The following is a 19110-nucleotide window of genomic DNA, read 5'->3' as shown; positions in this document are numbered from 1 at the left end:
AAGCCGTTATCGGTGCCGCCCAAGGATCGAGCATAACTTCACCAACGGAACAGCCATGACCTTCAAAGACAGTTCGTCGCACTTTCAGATCGTCGACGTAACGATGATCGAACCCGATTCGAGCCATCTCCGGCAGAACATCGAAGAAGGGAGCCTGAAGGGCCTGGTCAACTCGATCGAGAAACTGGGGGTGATTCACCCGCTGGTCGTTCGCCCGGCCGCTGCCGAGGGGCGTTATACGGTGATCGTCGGCGAGCGTCGTCGTCAGGCCGCCATCCTGGCCGGAGAAAAAACGGTGCCGGTGCTCGTCCGCCCGTGCGCGGCTGACGTAACCCTGGAGGTGCAGGTATTCGAGAACATCGGCCTCGGCGTGCGTTCGGCACTGGAGCCGCGCGACATGGCCAACGCCATTCAGGCGATCGCCGAACGGTTCGCGACGCCGGAAGAAGCCGCGCAATATTTCGCCCGGCCGGCAACCTGGCTGAGCCAGGCCACCGCGGCGGCCAATCTGTCGGAGAAGGTCACGGCCTTGCTCGATTCGGGAAAAATCGCCAGCACCAGCACGGCTGTGCAACTGGAAAGGCTGGCCAAAAAGAACGAGGCCAAGGCCGACTCCTTGATCGATCAGATCGAGCAATTGCCGGAAGGCGAAAAGGTCTCGAAGAAGGTCGTCGACAATGCCCTCTCGGAAGAGAGCGGACGGCGCAAAAAGACCGAAGAACCGGCCGCCGTCGCCGAATCCGTCGCTAACGCCGCTCCGCCGATCGAGCGCGAAGCCACGATTGCGGTGCGGGACGATGCGCCGGCTCCGCTGCCCGCCACGGCGCCGGCGGCCAGCCGCAGCCGGGTCAATCCCGGCAAGGTCAGGCTGGTCGCCGAAATTCTCGGCCTTAGCGATGGCGACGAAGAGGAAGTTCTGGTCAGGCTGATCGATGAATTTCTGGCGTTGAAGAACGCCTAAGCCGCTCGCCGCATCCAGCCCTTGCCAGATTCCGCGAAGCCTCAGGCAGCATGACTTTCCGCCGACCGTTGCCGATCCAGCCCGGCCTGCTGTCGGGCGTTGTCTGCGCGCTCGGTGCCGGTCTCGCCTGGGGGCTGGTTTTCGTCGTGCCGCTGATGCTCATCGACTACCCGCCGCTGCTGATCTCGGCCGGCCGCTACCTGGCCTTCGGCCTGATCGCCTTGCCACTCGCCTGGCGCGACCGGCAACGCCTGTGCCGGCTAGATCGACAAGACTGGGCCCGCGCCTTTGAGCTGGCGCTGATCGGCAACCTGCTTTATTACTGCCTGTTGGCTGCGGCTATCCAGCTGGCCGATGCACCGGTCCCGACCATGCTGATCGGCACCTTGCCGATCGTCATCGCCGTCTGCGCCAACCTTGGCCGAGGCGGCATTGCCTGGCGCCGCCTGTTGCCGTCGCTGGCGGTGATCGGGCTGGGCATTCTGCTGGTCAATCGGCATGAACTCGGGCGCCTGGCCGGCGGCCGCAGTGTTGAAGACTATCTGCTTGGCAGCTTGCTGGCGCTTGGCGCGCTGGCTTGCTGGACCTGGTATCCGCTGCGCAACGCGGCCTGGCTGAAAGGGCGGCCGCGCCTTGCCTCGACTACGTGGGCCACGGCCCAGGGCCTGGCAACGCTGCCGCTGGCGCTGCTTCTGTTTGTCGGCATTTCGCTGCTGGTGCCGAGTCCGGCCGGTTTCGACTGGCCGCTCGGCCCGCAGCCTGGCAAATTTCTTGGTCTGGTACTGGCGCTGGGTCTGCTCGCTTCCTGGCTCGGCACGCTGCTCTGGAATCGCGCCAGCACCTTGCTGCCGACGGCGCTGTCCGGGCAATTGATCGTTTTCGAAACGCTCGCCGCTCTGGCTTATGCCTATGTCTGGCGAGGCGAGGCGCCAGGGCTGGCCAGTATGGGCGGCATCCTGTTGTTGGTGCTTGGCGTGATTCTCGGCGTGCGTGCCTTTCGGGCCGCTTGAATGCTCGCTTCGGGGCGGTAGCTGCGGGTTTGCGGCGAAGCCAGATCTACCGAATACGACGTGCTAAAACGGTATTTTTGGTGCAAAAGTGACACATGTTATAAATATGGTATAAAATATCAAAGCCGATTTCGGCTGCCCGTGTTTTTTTGTGGGCTATGCTGTTGTCATTAAGCTTTACTTTTGAAATGACAAATAATTTGCTGTTAAAGGGGGGATCATGAGTATTGCACTCCGTATTATTTTGCTGATTGCGCTGGCGATTGTCGGTTTGATCGGGGTCGGCGGTTTTGCCTTGTATGAGATGGCCAGCATCAATCAGGGCATCCGGGAAATTAACCAGATGACCCTGCCAAGCATCAGTACGCTTCAATCGGCACAGACGGCTTTCCTTCGTTTGCGGCCGCCCTTGCTGACCATGCTGGTGGTCACCGATCCGCAAAAAGTGGCCGGGCTGGAGAAAGAGTTCACCCAGAACATGGATCAGTTGCGTGGGGCGCTCAAGAGTTACGAAAAGCTGATTTCCGATCCCAAGGATCGTGAGATGCTGGACAAAGACAACCAGATGTACCTCGAGTACGCGGCCTTTTCCGAGAAATACATTGGCGCGATTCGCCAGGGCAAGCCGGATGAGGCACTGAAAATTTCCGGGCAGGCCAAGCAGATAGTCGATGGCTTGAGCAACGCGCTGGTCGAGCATGGTCAGTACAATCAGGAACTTGCCGTAAAAGGCGGCAAGGAGGCCGATGCCACCTATGAAAGTTCAAAGACTTGGGTTGTCTCGGCCATCTTGCTGGTCAGCCTGTTGATAGCCGGCATCGGGTTCGTCATCTACAGCCATGTTTCTGGTTCGCTCGACAAGATGGTCGGCATGTTCTTGCGGATCGAAAAGAATCTCGATTTCACCACCCGTCTTGAAGTCAAGGGCAAGGACGAAATTGCCAATGTTTCGCATGCTTTCAACGGCCTGCTCGACCGCTTGCAACAGAGTTTCCGCCAGATCGCGGCGCATGCCGATTCGGTCAGCTCGGCGGCCTCCCGGGTGTCTACCGCCGCCCACCAGATGTCGATTTCCTCCAGCCAGCAGAGCGACTCCGCTTCCAGCATGGCCGCCGCGGTTGAAGAAATGACGGTCAGCGTCAATCACGTCGCCGACCGGGCCGAGGATGCCCGCAAGCTGTCCACCGAGGCTGGCCGGGTGGCACTGAACGGCGAGGGCATCATCAGCGACACCGTCCAGTCGATCAATGGCATTGCCCATACGGTGCAAAGCGCTTCCGGACAACTGACCGAACTGGAGCTGCAAAGCGAGAAGATCAGCAGCATCGTTGCGGTGATCAAGGAAATTGCCGATCAGACCAATCTGCTGGCGCTCAACGCCGCCATCGAAGCGGCGCGGGCTGGCGAACAGGGGCGTGGTTTCGCCGTGGTTGCCGATGAAGTGCGCAAACTGGCCGAGCGTACCGGTCTGTCGACGCAGGAGATCGCCAGCACCATTCAGCAGATGGTTGCCGGCTCGCAGGCGGCCGTCAAGAGCATTCAAAGCGTCGAAGGCGCGGTCGAGGCCGGGGTCGGCTTTGCCGAACAGGCAAGCAGCTCGATGCAGGAAATCGGCAACGGTTCGCGTGACACGGTGGCAATGGTCAGCGACATCACCAGTTCGATTCGCGAACAAGGCGTTGCCAGCACCCAGATTGCCCAGCAGGTCGAGCGGATCGCCCAGATGACCGAGGAAAACAGCGCCGCGGCGCAGTCGACTTCGGAAACCTCCGAGCAACTCGCCGAACTCGCCCGGGAACTGCAGGAAATCGTTGCCCAGTACCGGGTCTAGGCAAGCCCGGACAAGCCGTAACGCCAAGGCTGGCCACGTGGATAACGTGAGCCAGCTTTTTTTCGTCTACCGGAGTTGTTCCGCAGGGCGATGTTCATTACCCTTGGCCGCCGCGCGCCATTGCCAACAGCTCAACAAGGAAAATCCGTGTATTACGTCGTCGAAAGCAGCAAATCGTTCAGCGAAGTGATCTTCGATCTGGAGCCGGTCGTCCAGCGTCTCGGCTTTGTCGTTCTGCACGGCCATGACCTTGGCGATACCTTGCGGCGCAAGGGCATCGATCTCGATGACGACTGCCAAGTGTTCGATATTTGCAATTATCGCCAGATCGAAAAGATGCTGGCCATCGACTTGCGGTTGAGCCTGGCCTTGCCCTGGCGGATTTCGGTATATACCGAAAACGGCGCGACCAAGATTGGCCTGCTCCGGCCGGAAAGCCTGCTCGCCACGCTTTCGGACCATCCCGAACTGGTCCGGCTGGGCCGCGAGGTCGAGGAAAGAATGGTCCAGATCGTCGACGAGGTTCGCTAGGCGGGGGCGCCGCGTCGGGCAGCCGGTCTTCGTCCCGGGCGTGATGCCGGGGCGGGGAAGTTCAGCCGCCGCTTTTTTCCAGCGCCGCCAGCAGCTTGATGGCGCGTTCGCGGTTCTTGGCAATGGCCGCCGCCCGCTCGGCAACGTTCGCGCTCTCGGCGAGCGAGTTTTCAAGCAACACTTGATGCGGCGTCCGGCCATTCATCGCGGCTTCGATCATACGGTCGGCTTGCTGGATCAGTTCATCTTCGGACATGGGAATCTCAAATCGGAGTTTGCAGCAGCTTTTAATCGTTTTTTCCGTTCGAGTAAAGCCGAATTTGTATCTTCACCTTCGACCGAACATTGCCGGCTTGCTCAGAGACGGAGGTTGCCGTTCCCGAAAAGCCCGATCAGACCGATCTCGATGGGGGGCGAAGACGTCGTCGATCTTAATCCGTAAGGCGGATCGTACCGTCGGCATTCAGCGTCACGAACGGGTTGTAGCAGGCTTCCCAGAGAAAGCCGTCGGGGTCGGCGAAGTAGCCGCGAAAGCCGCCCCAGAAGACCTTGTCGGCCGGCCGCGCCAGGGTCGCACCGGCCGCCACCGCTTCATCGAGCAAAGCCTGCACGGCCGCTTCGGAGGCCACGTTATGGGCCAGCGTAAAGCGGGCAAAGCCGCTGCCGGTGGCCGGCACGTTGGCATCCTCGGCCAGCGCATCCCGCTGGAACAAGGCAAAGGCCAGCGAACCAGCCTGAAAGAAGGCTATTCCCTCCTGGCTGGCCGATGATTCGCGCCAGCCCAGTGCCTGATAGAAAGCCCGGCTGCGGGCCAGATCGGCGACGCCGAGTGTGATGAAGCTGATGCTCTGTTTCATGAAAGCCTCGAATTCAGCAAGGATTGAGTACGCGCCGGCCATTTGCCCAAGCTCGGTTGGCCATTGGGATACCGTGTTGGCGACGGTAATTGTCAGCGGAAAAGTAAAATATCTGTGTTAAAACCGCAGTGATTTTCCGGTTTGTCATTTGCGGTGACCAACCGAAGCTGTCTCTAACCCGCGTCTTTTCTCGAACATTAGACATGCCCAGACCAACTGTCCAGATTCACCATCATCCGGCCGCCCGGCCCGGCGGCCAGCCGCCGCTACTTTTCGTGCACGGCGGCTACAGCAATGCGGCCTGCTGGAATGTGCGTTTCATTCCCTACTTTCAGGAACGGGGTTACGACTGTTACGCGGTCGACCTTTCCGGTCACGGCGCTAGTCCGGGGCGCGAACGCCTCGATGAATTCGGCCTCGACGACTATGTCGCCGATCTGTCCTCGGCGGTCGCCGCGCTGCCCGAAGTACCGGTGCTGATTGCCCATTCCATGGGCTGCCTGGTCTGCCAGCGCTTTCTCGAACAGGGAACGGCCAGCGCCGTCGCTTTCCTGGCACCGGTGCCGCCAACCGGTACGGCCGGTACGGTCAGCCGCTTCGCGCTGAGCATGCCGGATTTTTTCGCCGAACTGCCCAATGCGGTCAATGGCACAGCCAGCGAAAAAACCATGCGGACCATGGCCAAGGTGTACTTTTCGCCGAGCCTGCCGGCCGAAGAAACGCTGCAGTACCTGCCGCTGCTCCAGCCGGAATCGGAGAAGTCGGTGGCCGAAATGGTCATGGCACCGCTCCGTCTGGCGCGTCGCCGGGCAAGAATCCCGGCGCTGGTCATGGGCGGCTCGCAAGACCAGGTATTCCCGGCCTCGATGCTCTATTTCACCGCCGCCGCGTGGCAGGCAAAAACCGTGGTGATCCCCGGCGCCGGCCACATGCTGATGCTCGACCCGCAATGGCCGGAGGCTGCCGGCAAGTTGCAGCAATGGCTGGAAAGCCTGACCTGATCGGGAACTCAGGCTGCTGACGGGGCCGCCGGCTCGGCGGAAAAATAGCGGCGCGGCTCCATGCCCAGCGTTCGCCGGAACATCGCGGTAAAGGCGCTGGCGCTGCGGTAGCCAAGTTTTTCGGCGACCAGCGCGACCGGCACGTTGTTGGCCAGATGGCCGAGCGCTTCGACCAGCCGTGCCTGCTGCCGCCACTGGCGAAAGCTCATGCCGGTTTCGCGCTGGAACTGGCGGGCCAGCGTCCGGCTGCTGGTCGCCTGCTGCTCGGCCAGGGTCTCCAGCGTTTCGCGGCTGTCCGGGTTGGCGACCAGTTCCTCGCACAGCCGGTGCAGGCGTGGCTCGCCCGGCATCGGCAGGTGCAGCGCGGGGATTCTCAGGAAACGCAGTTCGGCCAGCGCCAGCGCCGCGATCTGGCCGCCGCGGCCGGCCCGGTCGTAGGCCAGCGGTTCGTCGAGCAGGGCGAGGATCAGGGCGCGCAGCAGCGGGCTGACGTCGAGCAGGCAGCAACTGTCGGGCAGGTCGGGTGCCGCGTCGGGGCGGATGTACAGCGTGCGCATCTCGACCGGGCCGAGCATGATCACCCGGTGCGCCGTGTTGGCCGGAATCCACACGCCGCGCACCGGCGGCACCACCCAGCTGCCGGCCTCGGTTTCGACGCGCATGACGCCGCTGCCGGCATAGATCAGTTGTGCCCGCAGATGGCTGTGCACCGGCGTTTCGCCACCGCGGTAATTGCGTGCTTTGGCGGTGACCGGGTGGGGCAGGGTCTGGTGTTCGTCGTCATGGCCGCAACTCATCGTTGGGCCGGCGATTGTCCATTTCACGATATTTTTTGTCCGGACATGCTGGGATCGGTCATTCTAGACTGGCATTCCGGAAATCTGGAAGTACCCATCATGGAAAAGACCCTCACCGCCGATGCCAATCTCGCCGCGCCGCCCGCCGCCGACGCCCTGAATGCCACCACCTATCCGGTGATTGCGGCGATCAGCTTCTCGCACCTGTTGAACGACATGATGCAATCGGTGCTGCTCGCCATCTACCCGATGCTCAAGCTCGGCCTCAACCTGAGCTTCGGCCAGATCGGCATGATCACTCTGACCTACCAGCTCACCGCCTCGCTGCTCCAGCCGCTGATCGGCCTATACACCGACCACCGGCCGAAGCCGTACTCGCTGCCGCTCGGCATGGGCTTCACGCTGGTCGGCCTGCTCTCGCTGTCGCAGGCTGGCAGCTTCGAGGCCGTGCTGGTTTCGGCGATGCTGATCGGTATGGGCTCATCGGTCTTCCACCCGGAATCCTCGCGTGTCGCCCGCATGGCGGCCGGCAGCCAGCCCGGCCTGGCGCAGTCGCTGTTCCAGATCGGCGGCAACCTCGGCTCGGCGATCGGGCCGTTGCTCGCTGCGCTGATCGTTGTGCCGTACGGGCAGGGCAGCGCCGCCTGGTTTTCGCTGTTCGCGCTGATCGGCGTCGTCGTGCTCAGTTTCGTCGGGCGCTGGTCCAGCCACCATGTCGCCAACTTCAGGAAGCGCATGAAGGCGCATGCAGCCAACGGCCTGACCCGCCGTCAGATCGGCTGGTCGCTCGCTATCCTCGGCCTGCTGATCTTCTCCAAGTTCTTCTACATGGCCAGCCTGAGCAGCTATTACACCTTCTACCTGATGGACAAGTTCGGCCTGACGCTGCCGCACGCCCAGATCTACCTGTTCGTCTTCCTCTTCGCCGTGGCGGCGGGCACCGTGGCCGGCGGGCCGATCGGCGACCGGATCGGGCGCAAGCGCGTCATCTGGGGTTCGATCCTCGGTGTCGCCCCCTTCACGCTGCTGCTGCCGCACGTCGGGCTGTTCTGGACCGGCATCCTCTCGGTGATCATCGGCATGATCCTCGCCTCGGCCTTCTCGGCCATCCTTGTCTACGCCCAGGAACTGCTGCCCGGCAAGGTCGGCGCCATCTCCGGCCTGTTCTTCGGCTTCGCCTTCGGCATGGGCGGCATCGGCGCCGCGCTACTGGGGCAGTTGGCCGACGCGACGAGCATCGAGACGGTGTATCGGGTCTGCGCCTATCTGCCGCTGATCGGCTTGCTGACGGCGTTCCTGCCGACGATCAAAAAACCGTAGTTTTTGCATCCGGTAGTTTGGGGTGTGATCCCGATATCCCGCCGGTAAGAATCACCGCGCAATATGCCATTGTTGTTTTAGTATTCGTTTCCGTCGATGACGGATCGGCTTATCTATAGCGACATTGAGGAGACGCGCATGGTTCAACCAGCAAAGAAATCTGCAACCAAGACCATCAAGGTGAACCTGGCCCAACAAATCGTTGAAGCCCATGAAGGAAATACGAGGATTTTCAGGTTCGAGTGCGTGACCGGCGATAATGAGCACCCAACGGATCGAGGGATGTTCAGAGTCATGCGCAAGGTTCACCCCTACCGTAGCCATACCTATAGTGTGCAGATGGACTATGCCATGTTCTTTACCCAAGACGGTAAGGCGCTGCATCAGTACCACGGCGTCGTGCCATTGTCCGTCGTGCGCACTGCCCGCAGCAGTGTCGGAGACTGGTTCGGGTCGCACGGATGCGTTCGCTTGGCCGAGGCCGATGCGAAAGCGCTTTACGGATGGGTCTCGGTTGGCACAACGGTGCTGGTCTCATGAATCCGGCCATCAAGCGATACGGACTATTCGGCCTGGTTTTTGTGGTCGGACTATTTTCGGGGGTGGGTTTGACCGAACTTGGCAAAAATGACCTTGTTGCCGCAAGCCCGGATCGGGAGATTGTTGCTGGCACCGAGATCATCAGCATTCTGGACGACGAAGTGATGTCCCTGACCTACCGCACCAACGCGCTGACATTAACCGCGCAGCGATCAAAGCCGGCTGATCGGTTTGCCGTCCAGGTCACCTTTGCCAATGGTCGAAAACCCCAGCAATGCCTGGTGTCGCCAGACTTGGCTGGGTTGTTGCCCACCTTCTCGAACATCGTTGCAAAACGACAAATTCAGTCACAGCGATTTGAGGCCGAATTTCCGCAAATACTGGGAATCTTGGAAATCAAGGACCGCATCGTCGCCGAAGCGCCCCCAGCAATGGTTTTTCGCACGACAGAGAAAAGGTCAGCTATTGCAGCGTCCTACGACGGGTACGCCGCCGAGGTGGGGACATCGATCAACGCCTTCGTCAAGCTGGAAGGCGGCTGTGAAGCGTTGGCGCAGCGTTGATCGAATTGACGTGTTGGCGCTGGGCGTCAATCAATTATTTTTCCCTGATCAGCAACAAATACTCGGCCGATCAGGTGGCTGGCACTGTCGGAGTAATTGAGGGCTGACTCCGGTTGTTTCTTTGGCATGCAGACCCGAATCCGCCTGCTACCGGGCAGGCCGGGGGCGGTTCCCGGCATCATTCATACGACGCTAGCATTCTCCGTTTTGGCCGCTATATTGATTTTGGGTAGGCCGAATTGCGCCGGGCTGGTTCTGCTTGAGCCGTGACCGAAAAATGGCCAACCCGCATTCCAATCGTCTTTCTGGCGCCACGCAGCTCGTTCCCGGTTGTCGTTTGCCGGCCAGGTGGCCCGTTTCGCCAGCTTTTTCGGAGAAATGCCATGCCCCATCGTCCCAATTATCTTCCCCGCATCTGGAAACCCCCCTTCGTCCTGCTCGCTGCTGTCGCGCTGGTCTGTCAGGCGGCGCCGGAACCGCTGCCGGCCTTGAATATCGATATCCAGCAGACCTCGGTATCCGGCATTTCCTCCGGCGGCTTCATGTCGGTCCAGTTTCAGGTGGCCCACTCTTCGATCATCAAGGGGGCGGGCATCGTCGCCGGCGGCCCCTACAACTGTTCGCAAAACGATGTGGTTAAAGCAACCACCAAGTGCTCCTGTACCGGCGAGCCGAACCTGGCCTGCGAGGTTACGCCGACCAGCGCGCAGGTTTCGACGCTGGTCGATGGCACCAAGGCGAGCTTTGCCGGCGGGCTGATCGACGATCCGGCCAACCTGAGCCGGCAACGCATCATTTCGCTGGCCGGCGGCAAGGACCCGTTGGTGCCGGCACCGGTGACCAGACAACTCGCCGACTACTACGCCAAGCTCGCTGTCCCGGCCGCCAATTATTCCGCCGTGACCCTCGAAAACGCCGGCCATACCCTGCCGACCAAGGCCTACGGCAGCGCCTGCGCGGTGACCGATGTCCCCTATCTCGGCAAATGCGGCTTCGATAGCGCCCAGGCGATCCTCAGCTGGATCTACGGGCCGCTGAAAGCGCCGGTAAAACGCGCGCGCGGGCGGTTCATCGAGATCGATCAGACCCCCTTCATTCCGCAGGATGGCGCGTTCAGCTTCCTCTGGCATTCCGGGCTGGATCAAAGCGGCTGGCTGTATGTACCCGACAATTGCGCCAGGGGCGCTGCCTGCCGCCTGCACATCGCCCTGCACGGCTGCAAGCAGGGGCAAAGCTACCTGCCGCTCAAGCCGCCGCCCGGTGGCGGTTTGTACAACGGAACCACCTTCGTCAAGAACGCCGGCTACGACCGTGTGGCGGCCAATAACAACATCGTGGTGCTATTCCCGCAGGCCGTCTCCATTCCCGCCGTCAACCCCAACGGCTGCTGGGATTGGTGGGGCTACACCGACCAGCACTACGCCGACCGGCAAGGCGTACAGATTCGCGCCTTGCGCGGCATGGTCGATCGCTTGAGTTCGGGTAGGCATTGAGTTGGCCGGCACCTGCCGGCGGGGTCGGACTGCCGGCAGGTTAAATCGAATGGTTGGTGGGGGGACGGTTTAAAACTTTATCGTCTCTGCCCACTTTGGTTCTGCTGGAATCAGACTCTCTGAATTTGACGGCGCATAACAATGCCATCCTCGTACGTCGTTTTATTTGGGTTAAAGAAGTGCTTGAATCGTGCAACCTCCTGAAACCCCGCAGCCCCATAGATGCTTCGTGCATGCCTCCATGTTTCATTTACGAGTAGCAACGCCGAAGTGAGCTGTGGAAATGCTCTGGCAACATGGTCAATGCAGCCAAGAAACAGTTGCGTGCCAAGACCTCTGCCGCGGTAGGCCGGAGCAATTGTCATCGACGTAATGTAGAGCTCGGTTCCAAGCAGTGGGGCGTGACGATCAAGGATGTCGTGGCTTAAAGCAAAGTGCTCCGCGATTGGAGCTGGCGACGCCTTCCATATTTCCGAGAAGATGCAGCCAATACAATCAGCCCCGAAGTGGGCCATAAGCGATCCTTGATGGAAGGCTTTGATTCGCGCCTCATAGACTTCGCGAAGCTCCCTGTTTCCCGTGGCAAACCCGTGGGCTTCCATGTCCATGATCTGGTCAATATCGCGTGGCGTTGCGTCGGTAAGGACTATGGATTCCATGTAATCAATATGTTCGGTAGAGATGGATAACGAAGATGTAGAAAAACTCCGTCAGAAAAACGGAGAGGGGGTTTTTTTAGGGAGGGCATCTCACTTCGGGGAGACGATTACTCACGGTCAGAACGACTCGATGGTTAAGCATCGGGTCTGACGGGTAAAAACGCCTCTTTGCCAATGACCGTTGTCCAGGGGCGTACCTGGTAGCGCGTCACGATACCGTGCTTCACATAGGGATCAGCTTCTGCGAATTGCGCGGGGGTGTCGGGTGAGTCGCATTGAAACAGGAGTACGGCACGATCTGCAGGGTCGGCCAAAGGGCCTGCAAGAACAAGTTCTCCTTTGGCTTGGGCTTGCCAGGCGTGTTGGAGATGTGCCGTCCGAAACGGAGTTCTGCGTTCAAGATAGTCGGGTACGAAGTCATAGAACATTAGGTAGTGCATCGCATGCTCCAAAGTAATGATCGGCTATTAAGTGCGTGGGCTGGCTCGTTGCAAGACATGACGAAGAGTTCACTCGTCCACATGGACTCGTGCATTCGGCACCTCGCCAAACACATCCGGGGCATACATCGCTTCCACCCGCGTCGGCGGTAGCGCGAAGCTGCCGGCGTTGTTCAGGCGCAGGGTGTAGTCGATGGTGAAGCGGCCTTTCGGCAGCATGGCGTAGTAGGCGCGGTAGGCGCTGAAGCTGCGTTCGACGTAGGTTGGCGCCATGCCGCGCTGGTCGCGGTTTTCGCCGAGGCTGGCGATGGCCGAGTCGCGGCCGTCGCCGTCGCCCATGATGCGGGCGCCGGCCGGGACCGGGTCGGTCAGGGCGACCCAGGTCATGTCGTTGTCGGCGTCGACGGTCAGTGTGACGCGCCAGAGGTCGCCGCGGTTGATCTTGCCCGGCAGCTTTTCCTGGAGCGGCGTTACCTTGCGGCTGATCCGGTAGCCGGCATTACGCGCCGGGCCGTCGGGGATGGCGGCGAGTAGCTGGACGGTGGCCCACGGTTTGCCGCTGCCTTCGTGGCTGATCGCCAGCTTGTCGTCCTTGCCCGGCGTGGCTGGCCAGGGCAGGTTGAGCGGGGTGCCGGCGGCCTGCTTCCAGTCGTGTTCGGCCCTGGCCTTGGCGAAGCTGGCGAGCGTGGTGCCGGTGACTGCTTCGCGCTCGAACTTCCGGGCGAAGCGGTCGAGCGTCACGCGCGCCCAGGCGTTGGCCGTGGTGGTCAGCCAGCGGCCGCGCACCTGGCGTTCCATGGCGCCCTGCAGCAGACGCGGCAGGTCGTCCTGCCACTCGGCATCGTCGAGCATCGCTTCGATCAGCCGGAAGGCGTTGGCGTCGGCGTTGAGCATCATCCACCACCAGTAGTCCTCACGTTCGCTGGTGAAGACCAGGCGGCTGCCGGCGTAGCTCAGGCGGTTGCGCAGTTCCTGCCGGGTCGCCGCCAGTTTCCTGTCGCGTTGTGGCAGATCGGCGAGGCGCAGGCTGACCAGATACCAGTCGATCAGCGCGGCCGTCGGCAGGCGCAGCGGGTCGATGTCGAGCGCGGCGGCGGCCCGGGTCGGCTTGCTGCCTTGCCGGGTCAGCGCTTCGAGGGCGTTCAGGCGGCGGTACAGCAGGCTGTCGGTCGGCGCCCATTCGTTGGTCTTGATGCGTCCCTCGGCATAGGCGGTGAGGCCCTGCAGCATGCGCTGGCGGCTGTCTTCGGGAATGGTGAAGCTGGCCAGCGTGACCAGGTCGAGGATATAGGCGGTCAGCGTGGCACTGCCGGGGCTGCCGGGGAAGTAGCTGGCCAGCCCATTGTGGTCGAGGTAGCCGGGCAGGGTCTCGGCGATGGCTTGCCAGCGCTTTTCGTCGAGCAGGCCGACGGCGATCGAGGTCTTCTGTTCCAGGCAGGAGAAGGGGTATTCCTCGAAGAAGCGCGTCAGGCCGGGCGGCGGACTGGCGAGCTTGGGCGACAGGCTGATTTCCAGCCCGCCCTTGCCGGGCAGCGCGCCGGCCGGTTGCGTTACCGGCACTTCGTATTTGCCGGCGATGCGTGTGAAGCTGGCCTGCTGCACGGTGACCGGCACGGCCGGGGCGATCTGCTGGGTGATGCGCAGCGTGTCCTGGCTGTTGCCGCCTTCCTCACGGGCAGCGAATTCCCATTGCTGGGCGGTGACGCCTTCGGCCGCCTTGATCGGCCAGCTCAGTTCGCCAGCGCCTTCCGGGGCCAGCGTGACTTTTTGCGTGGTGAGCGTCGTTGCGCCGTTCTTGCCGCTGACCGCGACGACCATTTGGCGGGCGGTGCCGTTGCGCAGCGTCAGCATCGCCTTGAAGCTGTCGCCTTCGCGGACCAGCGGCGGCAGGCCGGAGATGATCTGCAAATCCTGCTTGGTCTTCACCGTCGTGCTGCCGGTGCCGAACAGCCCGGCTCCGGCGGTGGCGATGCCGACCAGCTTGAACTCGGTCAGCGAGTCGTTCATCGTCACTTTGAGCGTTGCCGTGCCGGTATTGTCGAGGACGACGCGCGGTTGCCACTTGAGCAGCGTGTCGAACAGTTCGCGGGCCGGGGCGCGGCCGCCGCCACCGCCGGGCGGCAGGGCTTTCTTGCCGAAGTGGCGCTTGCCGATCACCATCGATTGCGCGGTGGCCGTTTCGACTTCGTAGCCGCGCTTTTGCAGCAGCGCGTCGAGTAGGTTCCAGCTGTCGTTCGGGCGCAGTTCGAGCAGCGCCTGATCGACCGCGGCAAAGGCGACTTCGCTGCCGGCCGGGGCCGGCTTGCCATCCGGCGTGGTGACGCGGATTTTGACGGTGGCTTCTTCGCGCGGCCGGTAATCGGTCTTGTCGCTGCTGATTTCCACTTTCAGCTTGAAGCCGTCGGTACCCACGGCGATTTCGCCGAGGCCGAGGCGGTAGGCCGGCTTGGCCAGATCGACCATGGCTGTCGGTTGCTGCGGGTTCCACCATTCCTTGAACCAGGCCAGCGGCTCGCGCCAGCCCCACTGGAACAGCGAATACCACTTCAGCGGCTCGACCCGGCCGCGCACGGCGAGCACCGAAACGAAAACGTTCGGCCCCCATTCGGCCTTGACCGGGATTTCGACCGTCGGCTTGAAGCGCGACAACGGCTGGACGAAGCTTTCGATGACCCCGCCGGCTTCCACCGAGATCAACGCGGTGGCCTCGCGGAACGGCGTGCGCACCTGGAAGCGGGCCGTTTCGCCGGGTTGGTAGGCTTTCTTTTCCGGGATGACATCGATGCGATCCTGGTTGCCGGCGGCAAACCACAGGTCGCCGCCGCCGGTGACCCAGTAACTGCTGCCGGCGCGGGCGATATTGCCTTGTTTGTCCTTGGTCTCGGCGAGCAGGTAGATCGAGCCGGCATCGCTGGCTTTCGGCTCGCAGAGCAGCAGGCCGCGGCTGTCGGTGGTGCCGGCGCAGACTTCGCCGATCTCCTTGTATTCGGTGCTGTTCTCGTAGGCGTAGAAGCCGCCGACGATGCGCCGGCGGTGGCTGGTGTCGATGCGGCGCTTGGCCTTGACGTTGACCGCCTGACCGGCCAGCGGCTTGCCGGCGGTGTCGAGAACCACCACTTCGACCCGGTTGCTGCCCGAGGACGACGCCCAGTCGGCCACCTTGAGGCCGATGGCGAGGGCGGCCGGCCACAGCTCGACGCGGCCGCCGATCGTCTGGATTTCGCCATTCGGGTCGGCAAAGCTCATTTCGGCATGCACTTCGCTCGGGCCTTTCGGCTTGGCCGGCAGCACCACATCGAGCTTGCCGGCGCCGGCCTTGTCGAGTTGCACGGCTTGCTTGTCGAGGATCAGCGTTTCTTCTTCGCGGCCGTTGTCCACCTTGAAGGCGGCGAGGGCATCGGCATCGAAATTGATCTGGAAATTGTAGCCGTCGTAATGCGGGTAGCTCGGCCAGCGCGGGCGCAGTGTGGCCGATACCTGGACCTCGGCATGCTTCGCCGCGCCGCCGTTCAGGAAGGACAGGCCGAGTGCCAGCGGCACCTTGGCCGGGGCCACCTGGCGGGGCGGCACGCCTTGCACGCTGCCGGTGAACACCGGCAGGCGGAAGTCGGCGACGCGGATTTCGCCGCTGCTGATTTCGCCCCGCTTGCCGCCGCTGAGGGCGATCTCGTAGGTGCCGAGCTTGGCCGATTCCGGCACTTTCCAGCTATTGACGGCCGATGCCTGGGCATCCCAGTTCACCGGCTGGGTGAACTCGGTGCCGCTCTCGCGGTGCCGGATGACCAGCTTGTCGGGCAGCGTGGCCAGGTCGGGCAGGGCAAAGCCGCGGCTGGTGCGGCTGCGCGCGATGTGTTTCAGCGACACCGTCTGGCCGAGCCGGAACAGGCTTCGGTCGAGGATGCTGTGAATCTTGAAGTCGCCGGTCGAACCCCAGGTTTCGACGCCGAAGCGCCATGGCTCGATACCCTCGTTCCAGTCGGACCGAACGAAGCTGTAGTCGCCGTTCAAACGGGCGCTGGCGAACAGGAAATTGCCGCTGTTGCGGCAGTTCGGGGCGGCCAGGGCCTGATCGACCGCGGCGCGGCCGAGGCGATCGGTCTTACCCTGCCACAGCGAGCGGCCGTCGCAGCCGGAAATGCGCACCTCGGCATCGGCCACCGGCTGGCCGGAATCGAGCGCGGTGACCCAGACCAGCGCATTGTCCTTGCCGGTTTTCAGATGCACGGCGAGGTTGGTGACCAGCGCCGCAGTGCGCACGTACATCGGCTTCGGGGTGGCGAGCAGCGCGTTGCCGAGCAACTGGCTCTCGATTTCGACGATGTGGTAGCCGGGCTTGCCGAGCGGGATGCCGACCACCTCGAATTCGCCGCTGCCGCCGGGCTTCGGCAGATCCTGCCGGGTGACGCCGGGGCGCTTGGCGAGGAAGGAGAGTTCGCGGGCGTAATACGGGTCGAAGCGCAATTCGCTGACGCCGTCGATGGTCATCCGGACTTTGCCGGTCTGCTGCTCGAATTTTTCCAGCGCTTGCATCGCCACGATCACGTCGGCGTCTTCGGTCAGCCGTTGGGCGCTGAAACGGTGGCTGCCTGGCAGGGTGAGGTGGGCGGTTTTCAGGCTGGCTTCGATATTACGCAGCGTCACCGGCAGCAGGCCGCCTTCTTTCAGTTCGACAATGCCGAAATTGCCGGGGAACTTGGCGAGCGGCGGCAGGCTGCCGGTCCGGCTCTTCAACGGAAAGCTGGCGGCGTTGGCCAACGGGCGACCGGCTTCGTCCTTCAGGCCGGCGGGAATTTCCACGGTGAGTTCGGCGTTCTGCGGGAATGGGCCGGGGAAGGTGACGGACTGGAAGACCGCTTCCTTCTCGTTGTTCTTCTGGTTGGGGTCGAGCGGGGCGCGCGGCCCGTCGCCGGTGACCAGCCGGAATTTGCCGAGCAGTTTGGCCGCGAAGGCGGCATTGAAATTCAGTGTGATCGCCGAAAGCGGCGAGCACGGCGCGCCGGCCTTTTCGCGTTCGCAGCCGAGGGTCGCCTTGAACGGTTCGCGCACCTTGTAAAGGAAGCTTTCTTCCTTGCCGGTCGGCGTGCCGTTCTCCGCCCGGATGCCCTTGCCCCAGACCAGCTTCATCTTGCGGCCGGCCGGCAGGCTTTCGCTGCAGCTGACGACGATCGACGTGGCAGGCATGCCGCCAATCTGGTCGAGCACTGCGGCGCGGATTTCCTTGCTCACCGGGCGGGCCGGAATGCGCTGGCCGACGCCGTCGGCTTCGCACCACAGATTGCCTTCCAGCGATTTGCCGTCAAGCGGCCCGCCGCCATGGATGACGAAGGCCTGGTCTTCCTCGATGGCCGCGCCGGCGCTCGGCTGGATTCGCCACGGGCGGGGCGCCGCGCCAACAAACTCGAAACGGCTCTTGCCGCTGACCCCTTCACCATTGACGGCGGTCAAGCCGGGTTTCAGCGAAAAGCTGCAGCGCTCGCCGGCTTGCAGAGGCCGGGCCAGCTGCCAGGCCCAGGCTCGGCTGTCGATCCAGCGGCCTTCACCGGCAATGCCGGCACAGTCGATGACGAACGGCGGCGCGGCGTCGGCCTCGCCCAACTTGACCATGTCGCTGCTGAAGCGCACGGTGGCCCGGCTTTGTTCGGCCACCTGGCCTTGCGGCTGGAATTGCTGAACGGTAGCGGCCTGGCTGCCGAGCGCGGCGAGCAGAAGCCCGGACAGGGCAAGGGTGTGAGCAGTTTTCATCGGTGGTCGCGCCAAAAGTTGGGAATGCCCAGGGCATCAGCGATATTGCCACAGATGGCGGGGCAATCGACATCGCTGCCCGGCCCGGCTATCCTCCGCGTTTTATCGAACAAACCGGGGAAAGTGATGGGACAGGCAAAACAACGCGGCGATCAGGCGGCTCGTATCGCGCAGGCGCAGGCCAAGCTCGCCGCAGCGCGGCCGGAAAAGCTGATTTGCAATACCTGTGGCGGCGATGTGACGACGATCAACCCGGTTAGCACGCGCGGCCTGCGCGGCCTCAATGCGATCTGGGTCGGCCAGTGCGATTGCGGCAAGACGACTTTCTGCGCCTCGGGCGAGCCGAAGGCGGTCGATGCTTTCTTCTTCGCCCTCAGCGAAAACGGCGAACTGAGCCTGGGCAGCCAGAGCAAGGACGGCGAAGAGCACAAGACGGCGTAACGGCCGTCTCCCGCCTCCAGCCAGAATTGGGGGCGGTGGCGCGGCAAGCATGCCGCCACCAATGTAACTAGATAGTTTGAACTAGGCAAAACCCGGCGCGCTGGCCATAATGACGCCCTTGTCATCAGGGGGTTTTATGGCCATCGAGCTGTTCAATGACGGTAAGCACATCGTCCACGCTTTCTACGATCTGGTCGACGATTCAGCGGCCGGTGCCGTGCAGTGCAACCAGTTTCTGGTGGTCGACAACGGCCACGGGGCGCTGATCGATCCGGGCGGCAACATGACCTACACCGGTCTGTTGATGGATATGCAGAAGCATTTCTCGTCCAAGGATCTCGACTACATCCTCGCTTCCCACCCGGACCCGGACATCATCGCGTCGGTGAACAAATGGTTCATCGCGTCGCACTGCAAGGTGATGATTTCCAGCCTGTGGACCCGCTTCGTGCCGCACTTCACGACCGGCCGCGACGTTTCCGACCGGATCCTCGGCATTCCCGATCAGGGCACGGTGATCCGTCTGGGCGGTTGCAAGCTGCTGGCCTTGCCGGCCCACTTCATGCACGCCGAAGGCAACTTCCAGTTTTACGATCCGGTCGCCAAAATCCTTTTTTCCGGCGACCTCGGTGCATCACTGGTGCCGCACGAGAAGGCCGCCGAGCCGATCAGCGATTTCGCCAGCCATGTCCGTTTCATGGAGCCGTTCCACCGGCGCTACATCGTGACCCGCAAGGTGTGCCGCTTCTGGGCCAACATGGTGCGCCAGCTGGAGATCGAGCAGATCGTGCCGCAGCACGGCAGCCGTTTCGTCGGCCAGTCGGCGGTCAATGACTTCATTGCCTGGGTCGAAAGCCTGGAATGCGGCGTCGACCTGATGACCCAGAACAACTACCAGATTCCGCGCTAGGCGGCGGCCTAACC

The 19110-nt window shown here is 62.5% G+C and carries 17 protein-coding genes; 11 read left to right on the top strand and 6 right to left on the bottom strand.

Going from position 1 to position 19110, the window contains the following annotated elements; translation table 11 throughout:
• Nucleotides 1-55 precede the first annotated feature (55 nt).
• The 4 genes from KI611_RS13530 (at nt 56) to KI611_RS13515 (ending at nt 4333) form a co-directional block, all read left to right on the top strand.
• Nucleotides 56-961 carry a ParB/RepB/Spo0J family partition protein gene (locus tag KI611_RS13530; RefSeq protein ID WP_226416182.1) on the top strand — a complete coding sequence of 302 codons (906 nt, stop codon included), beginning with the start codon at nt 56-58 and terminating at the stop codon, nt 959-961.
• Between the two features lie 50 nt (nt 962-1011).
• Nucleotides 1012-1971, top strand: coding sequence for a DMT family transporter (locus KI611_RS13525; protein WP_226416181.1), 960 nt, complete (start codon nt 1012-1014; stop codon nt 1969-1971).
• Between the two features lie 220 nt (nt 1972-2191).
• Complete coding sequence (locus KI611_RS13520; protein WP_226416180.1) at nt 2192-3802, top strand: methyl-accepting chemotaxis protein; 1611 nt, start codon at nt 2192-2194, stop codon at nt 3800-3802.
• A gap of 147 nt (nt 3803-3949) precedes the next feature.
• Complete coding sequence (locus KI611_RS13515; RefSeq protein ID WP_226416179.1) at nt 3950-4333, top strand: DUF302 domain-containing protein; 384 nt, start codon at nt 3950-3952, stop codon at nt 4331-4333.
• Between the two features lie 61 nt (nt 4334-4394).
• Here KI611_RS13515 and KI611_RS13510 read toward each other — a convergent pair whose 3' ends face one another.
• Together KI611_RS13510 and KI611_RS13505 are read right to left on the bottom strand one after the other, a co-directional pair.
• On the bottom strand, nt 4395-4589 hold the full coding sequence (locus tag KI611_RS13510) for a hypothetical protein (RefSeq protein ID WP_226416178.1): 195 nt from the start codon (nt 4587-4589) through the stop codon (nt 4395-4397).
• Between the two features lie 175 nt (nt 4590-4764).
• Complete coding sequence (locus tag KI611_RS13505) at nt 4765-5190, bottom strand: VOC family protein (protein ID WP_226416177.1); 426 nt, start codon at nt 5188-5190, stop codon at nt 4765-4767.
• A 203-nt stretch (nt 5191-5393) separates the two neighbouring features.
• Here KI611_RS13505 and KI611_RS13500 point away from each other — a divergent pair, with 203 nt between their 5' ends.
• The gene (locus tag KI611_RS13500) at nt 5394-6191 is read left to right on the top strand and encodes an alpha/beta hydrolase (RefSeq protein WP_226416176.1); all 798 of its coding nucleotides are present in this window, start codon (nt 5394-5396) and stop codon (nt 6189-6191) included.
• A gap of 8 nt (nt 6192-6199) precedes the next feature.
• Here KI611_RS13500 and KI611_RS13495 read toward each other — a convergent pair whose 3' ends face one another.
• On the bottom strand, nt 6200-7015 hold the full coding sequence (locus KI611_RS13495; RefSeq protein ID WP_226416175.1) for an AraC family transcriptional regulator: 816 nt from the start codon (nt 7013-7015) through the stop codon (nt 6200-6202).
• Nucleotides 7016-7087: 72 nt separating this feature from the next.
• Between KI611_RS13495 and KI611_RS13490 the strand changes: the two genes are divergently transcribed.
• From KI611_RS13490 to KI611_RS13475, 4 genes are all read left to right on the top strand, one after another.
• Nucleotides 7088-8308, top strand: a complete 1221-nt coding sequence (locus KI611_RS13490; RefSeq protein ID WP_226416174.1) for an MFS transporter — start codon at nt 7088-7090, stop codon at nt 8306-8308.
• A gap of 138 nt (nt 8309-8446) precedes the next feature.
• Entirely contained in the window at nt 8447-8848 is a 402-nt protein-coding gene (locus KI611_RS13485) for a L,D-transpeptidase (RefSeq protein ID WP_226416173.1), read from the top strand.
• Entirely contained in the window at nt 8845-9411 is a 567-nt protein-coding gene (locus tag KI611_RS13480) for a hypothetical protein (RefSeq protein ID WP_226416172.1), read from the top strand. The genes KI611_RS13485 and KI611_RS13480 overlap by 4 nt, the downstream gene beginning before the upstream one ends.
• Before the next feature lie 383 nt (nt 9412-9794).
• Nucleotides 9795-10904 (top strand): poly(3-hydroxybutyrate) depolymerase, encoded by a 1110-nt coding sequence (locus KI611_RS13475; protein ID WP_226416171.1) that lies wholly within the window; start codon nt 9795-9797, stop codon nt 10902-10904.
• Nucleotides 10905-11014: 110 nt separating this feature from the next.
• Here the strand turns inward: KI611_RS13475 and KI611_RS13470 are convergent, their stop codons facing one another.
• The 3 genes from KI611_RS13470 to KI611_RS13460 all read right to left on the bottom strand — a co-directional run bounded on the left by KI611_RS13470 (nt 11015) and on the right by KI611_RS13460 (nt 17745).
• Nucleotides 11015-11563 carry a GNAT family N-acetyltransferase gene (locus tag KI611_RS13470; RefSeq protein WP_226416170.1) on the bottom strand — a complete coding sequence of 183 codons (549 nt, stop codon included), beginning with the start codon at nt 11561-11563 and terminating at the stop codon, nt 11015-11017.
• A gap of 134 nt (nt 11564-11697) precedes the next feature.
• Nucleotides 11698-12003: a YciI-like protein gene (locus KI611_RS13465; protein WP_226416169.1), complete on the bottom strand. Its 306-nt coding sequence runs from the start codon at nt 12001-12003 to the stop codon at nt 11698-11700.
• A 69-nt stretch (nt 12004-12072) separates the two neighbouring features.
• Nucleotides 12073-17745 carry an alpha-2-macroglobulin family protein gene (locus tag KI611_RS13460; protein WP_226416168.1) on the bottom strand — a complete coding sequence of 1891 codons (5673 nt, stop codon included), beginning with the start codon at nt 17743-17745 and terminating at the stop codon, nt 12073-12075.
• 126 nt (nt 17746-17871) lie between these two features.
• Between KI611_RS13460 and KI611_RS13455 the strand changes: the two genes are divergently transcribed.
• Together KI611_RS13455 and KI611_RS13450 are read left to right on the top strand one after the other, a co-directional pair.
• Nucleotides 17872-18186, top strand: coding sequence for a hypothetical protein (locus KI611_RS13455; RefSeq protein ID WP_226416167.1), 315 nt, complete (start codon nt 17872-17874; stop codon nt 18184-18186).
• A gap of 136 nt (nt 18187-18322) precedes the next feature.
• Nucleotides 18323-19096 (top strand): MBL fold metallo-hydrolase, encoded by a 774-nt coding sequence (locus tag KI611_RS13450; RefSeq protein WP_226416166.1) that lies wholly within the window; start codon nt 18323-18325, stop codon nt 19094-19096.
• Nucleotides 19097-19110 lie beyond the last annotated feature (14 nt).

The sequence above is a fragment of the Dechloromonas denitrificans genome, from assembly GCF_020510685.1.
Taxonomy (GTDB): Bacteria; Pseudomonadota; Gammaproteobacteria; order Burkholderiales; family Rhodocyclaceae; genus Azonexus; species Azonexus denitrificans_A.
Note: the sequence above shows the minus strand (reverse complement) of the source record. Positions and strands in the feature narration are given on the sequence as shown.

Excerpts from the sequence above, each read along its gene's own strand:
- KI611_RS13530 (WP_226416182.1), top strand. The coding sequence starts at position 56 with ATGACCTTCAAAGACAGTTCGTCGCACTTTCAGATCGTCGACGTAACG.
- KI611_RS13525 (WP_226416181.1), top strand. The coding sequence starts at position 1,012 with ATGACTTTCCGCCGACCGTTGCCGATCCAGCCCGGCCTGCTGTCGGGC.
- KI611_RS13520 (WP_226416180.1), top strand. The coding sequence starts at position 2,192 with ATGAGTATTGCACTCCGTATTATTTTGCTGATTGCGCTGGCGATTGTC.
- KI611_RS13510 (WP_226416178.1), bottom strand. The coding sequence starts at position 4,589 with ATGTCCGAAGATGAACTGATCCAGCAAGCCGACCGTATGATCGAAGCC.
- KI611_RS13505 (WP_226416177.1), bottom strand. The coding sequence starts at position 5,190 with ATGAAACAGAGCATCAGCTTCATCACACTCGGCGTCGCCGATCTGGCC.
- KI611_RS13500 (WP_226416176.1), top strand. The coding sequence starts at position 5,394 with ATGCCCAGACCAACTGTCCAGATTCACCATCATCCGGCCGCCCGGCCC.
- KI611_RS13490 (WP_226416174.1), top strand. The coding sequence starts at position 7,088 with ATGGAAAAGACCCTCACCGCCGATGCCAATCTCGCCGCGCCGCCCGCC.
- KI611_RS13485 (WP_226416173.1), top strand. The coding sequence starts at position 8,447 with ATGGTTCAACCAGCAAAGAAATCTGCAACCAAGACCATCAAGGTGAAC.
- KI611_RS13480 (WP_226416172.1), top strand. The coding sequence starts at position 8,845 with ATGAATCCGGCCATCAAGCGATACGGACTATTCGGCCTGGTTTTTGTG.
- KI611_RS13475 (WP_226416171.1), top strand. The coding sequence starts at position 9,795 with ATGCCCCATCGTCCCAATTATCTTCCCCGCATCTGGAAACCCCCCTTC.
- KI611_RS13470 (WP_226416170.1), bottom strand. The coding sequence starts at position 11,563 with ATGGAATCCATAGTCCTTACCGACGCAACGCCACGCGATATTGACCAG.
- KI611_RS13465 (WP_226416169.1), bottom strand. The coding sequence starts at position 12,003 with ATGCACTACCTAATGTTCTATGACTTCGTACCCGACTATCTTGAACGC.
- KI611_RS13460 (WP_226416168.1), bottom strand. The coding sequence starts at position 17,745 with ATGAAAACTGCTCACACCCTTGCCCTGTCCGGGCTTCTGCTCGCCGCG.
- KI611_RS13455 (WP_226416167.1), top strand. The coding sequence starts at position 17,872 with ATGGGACAGGCAAAACAACGCGGCGATCAGGCGGCTCGTATCGCGCAG.
- KI611_RS13450 (WP_226416166.1), top strand. The coding sequence starts at position 18,323 with ATGGCCATCGAGCTGTTCAATGACGGTAAGCACATCGTCCACGCTTTC.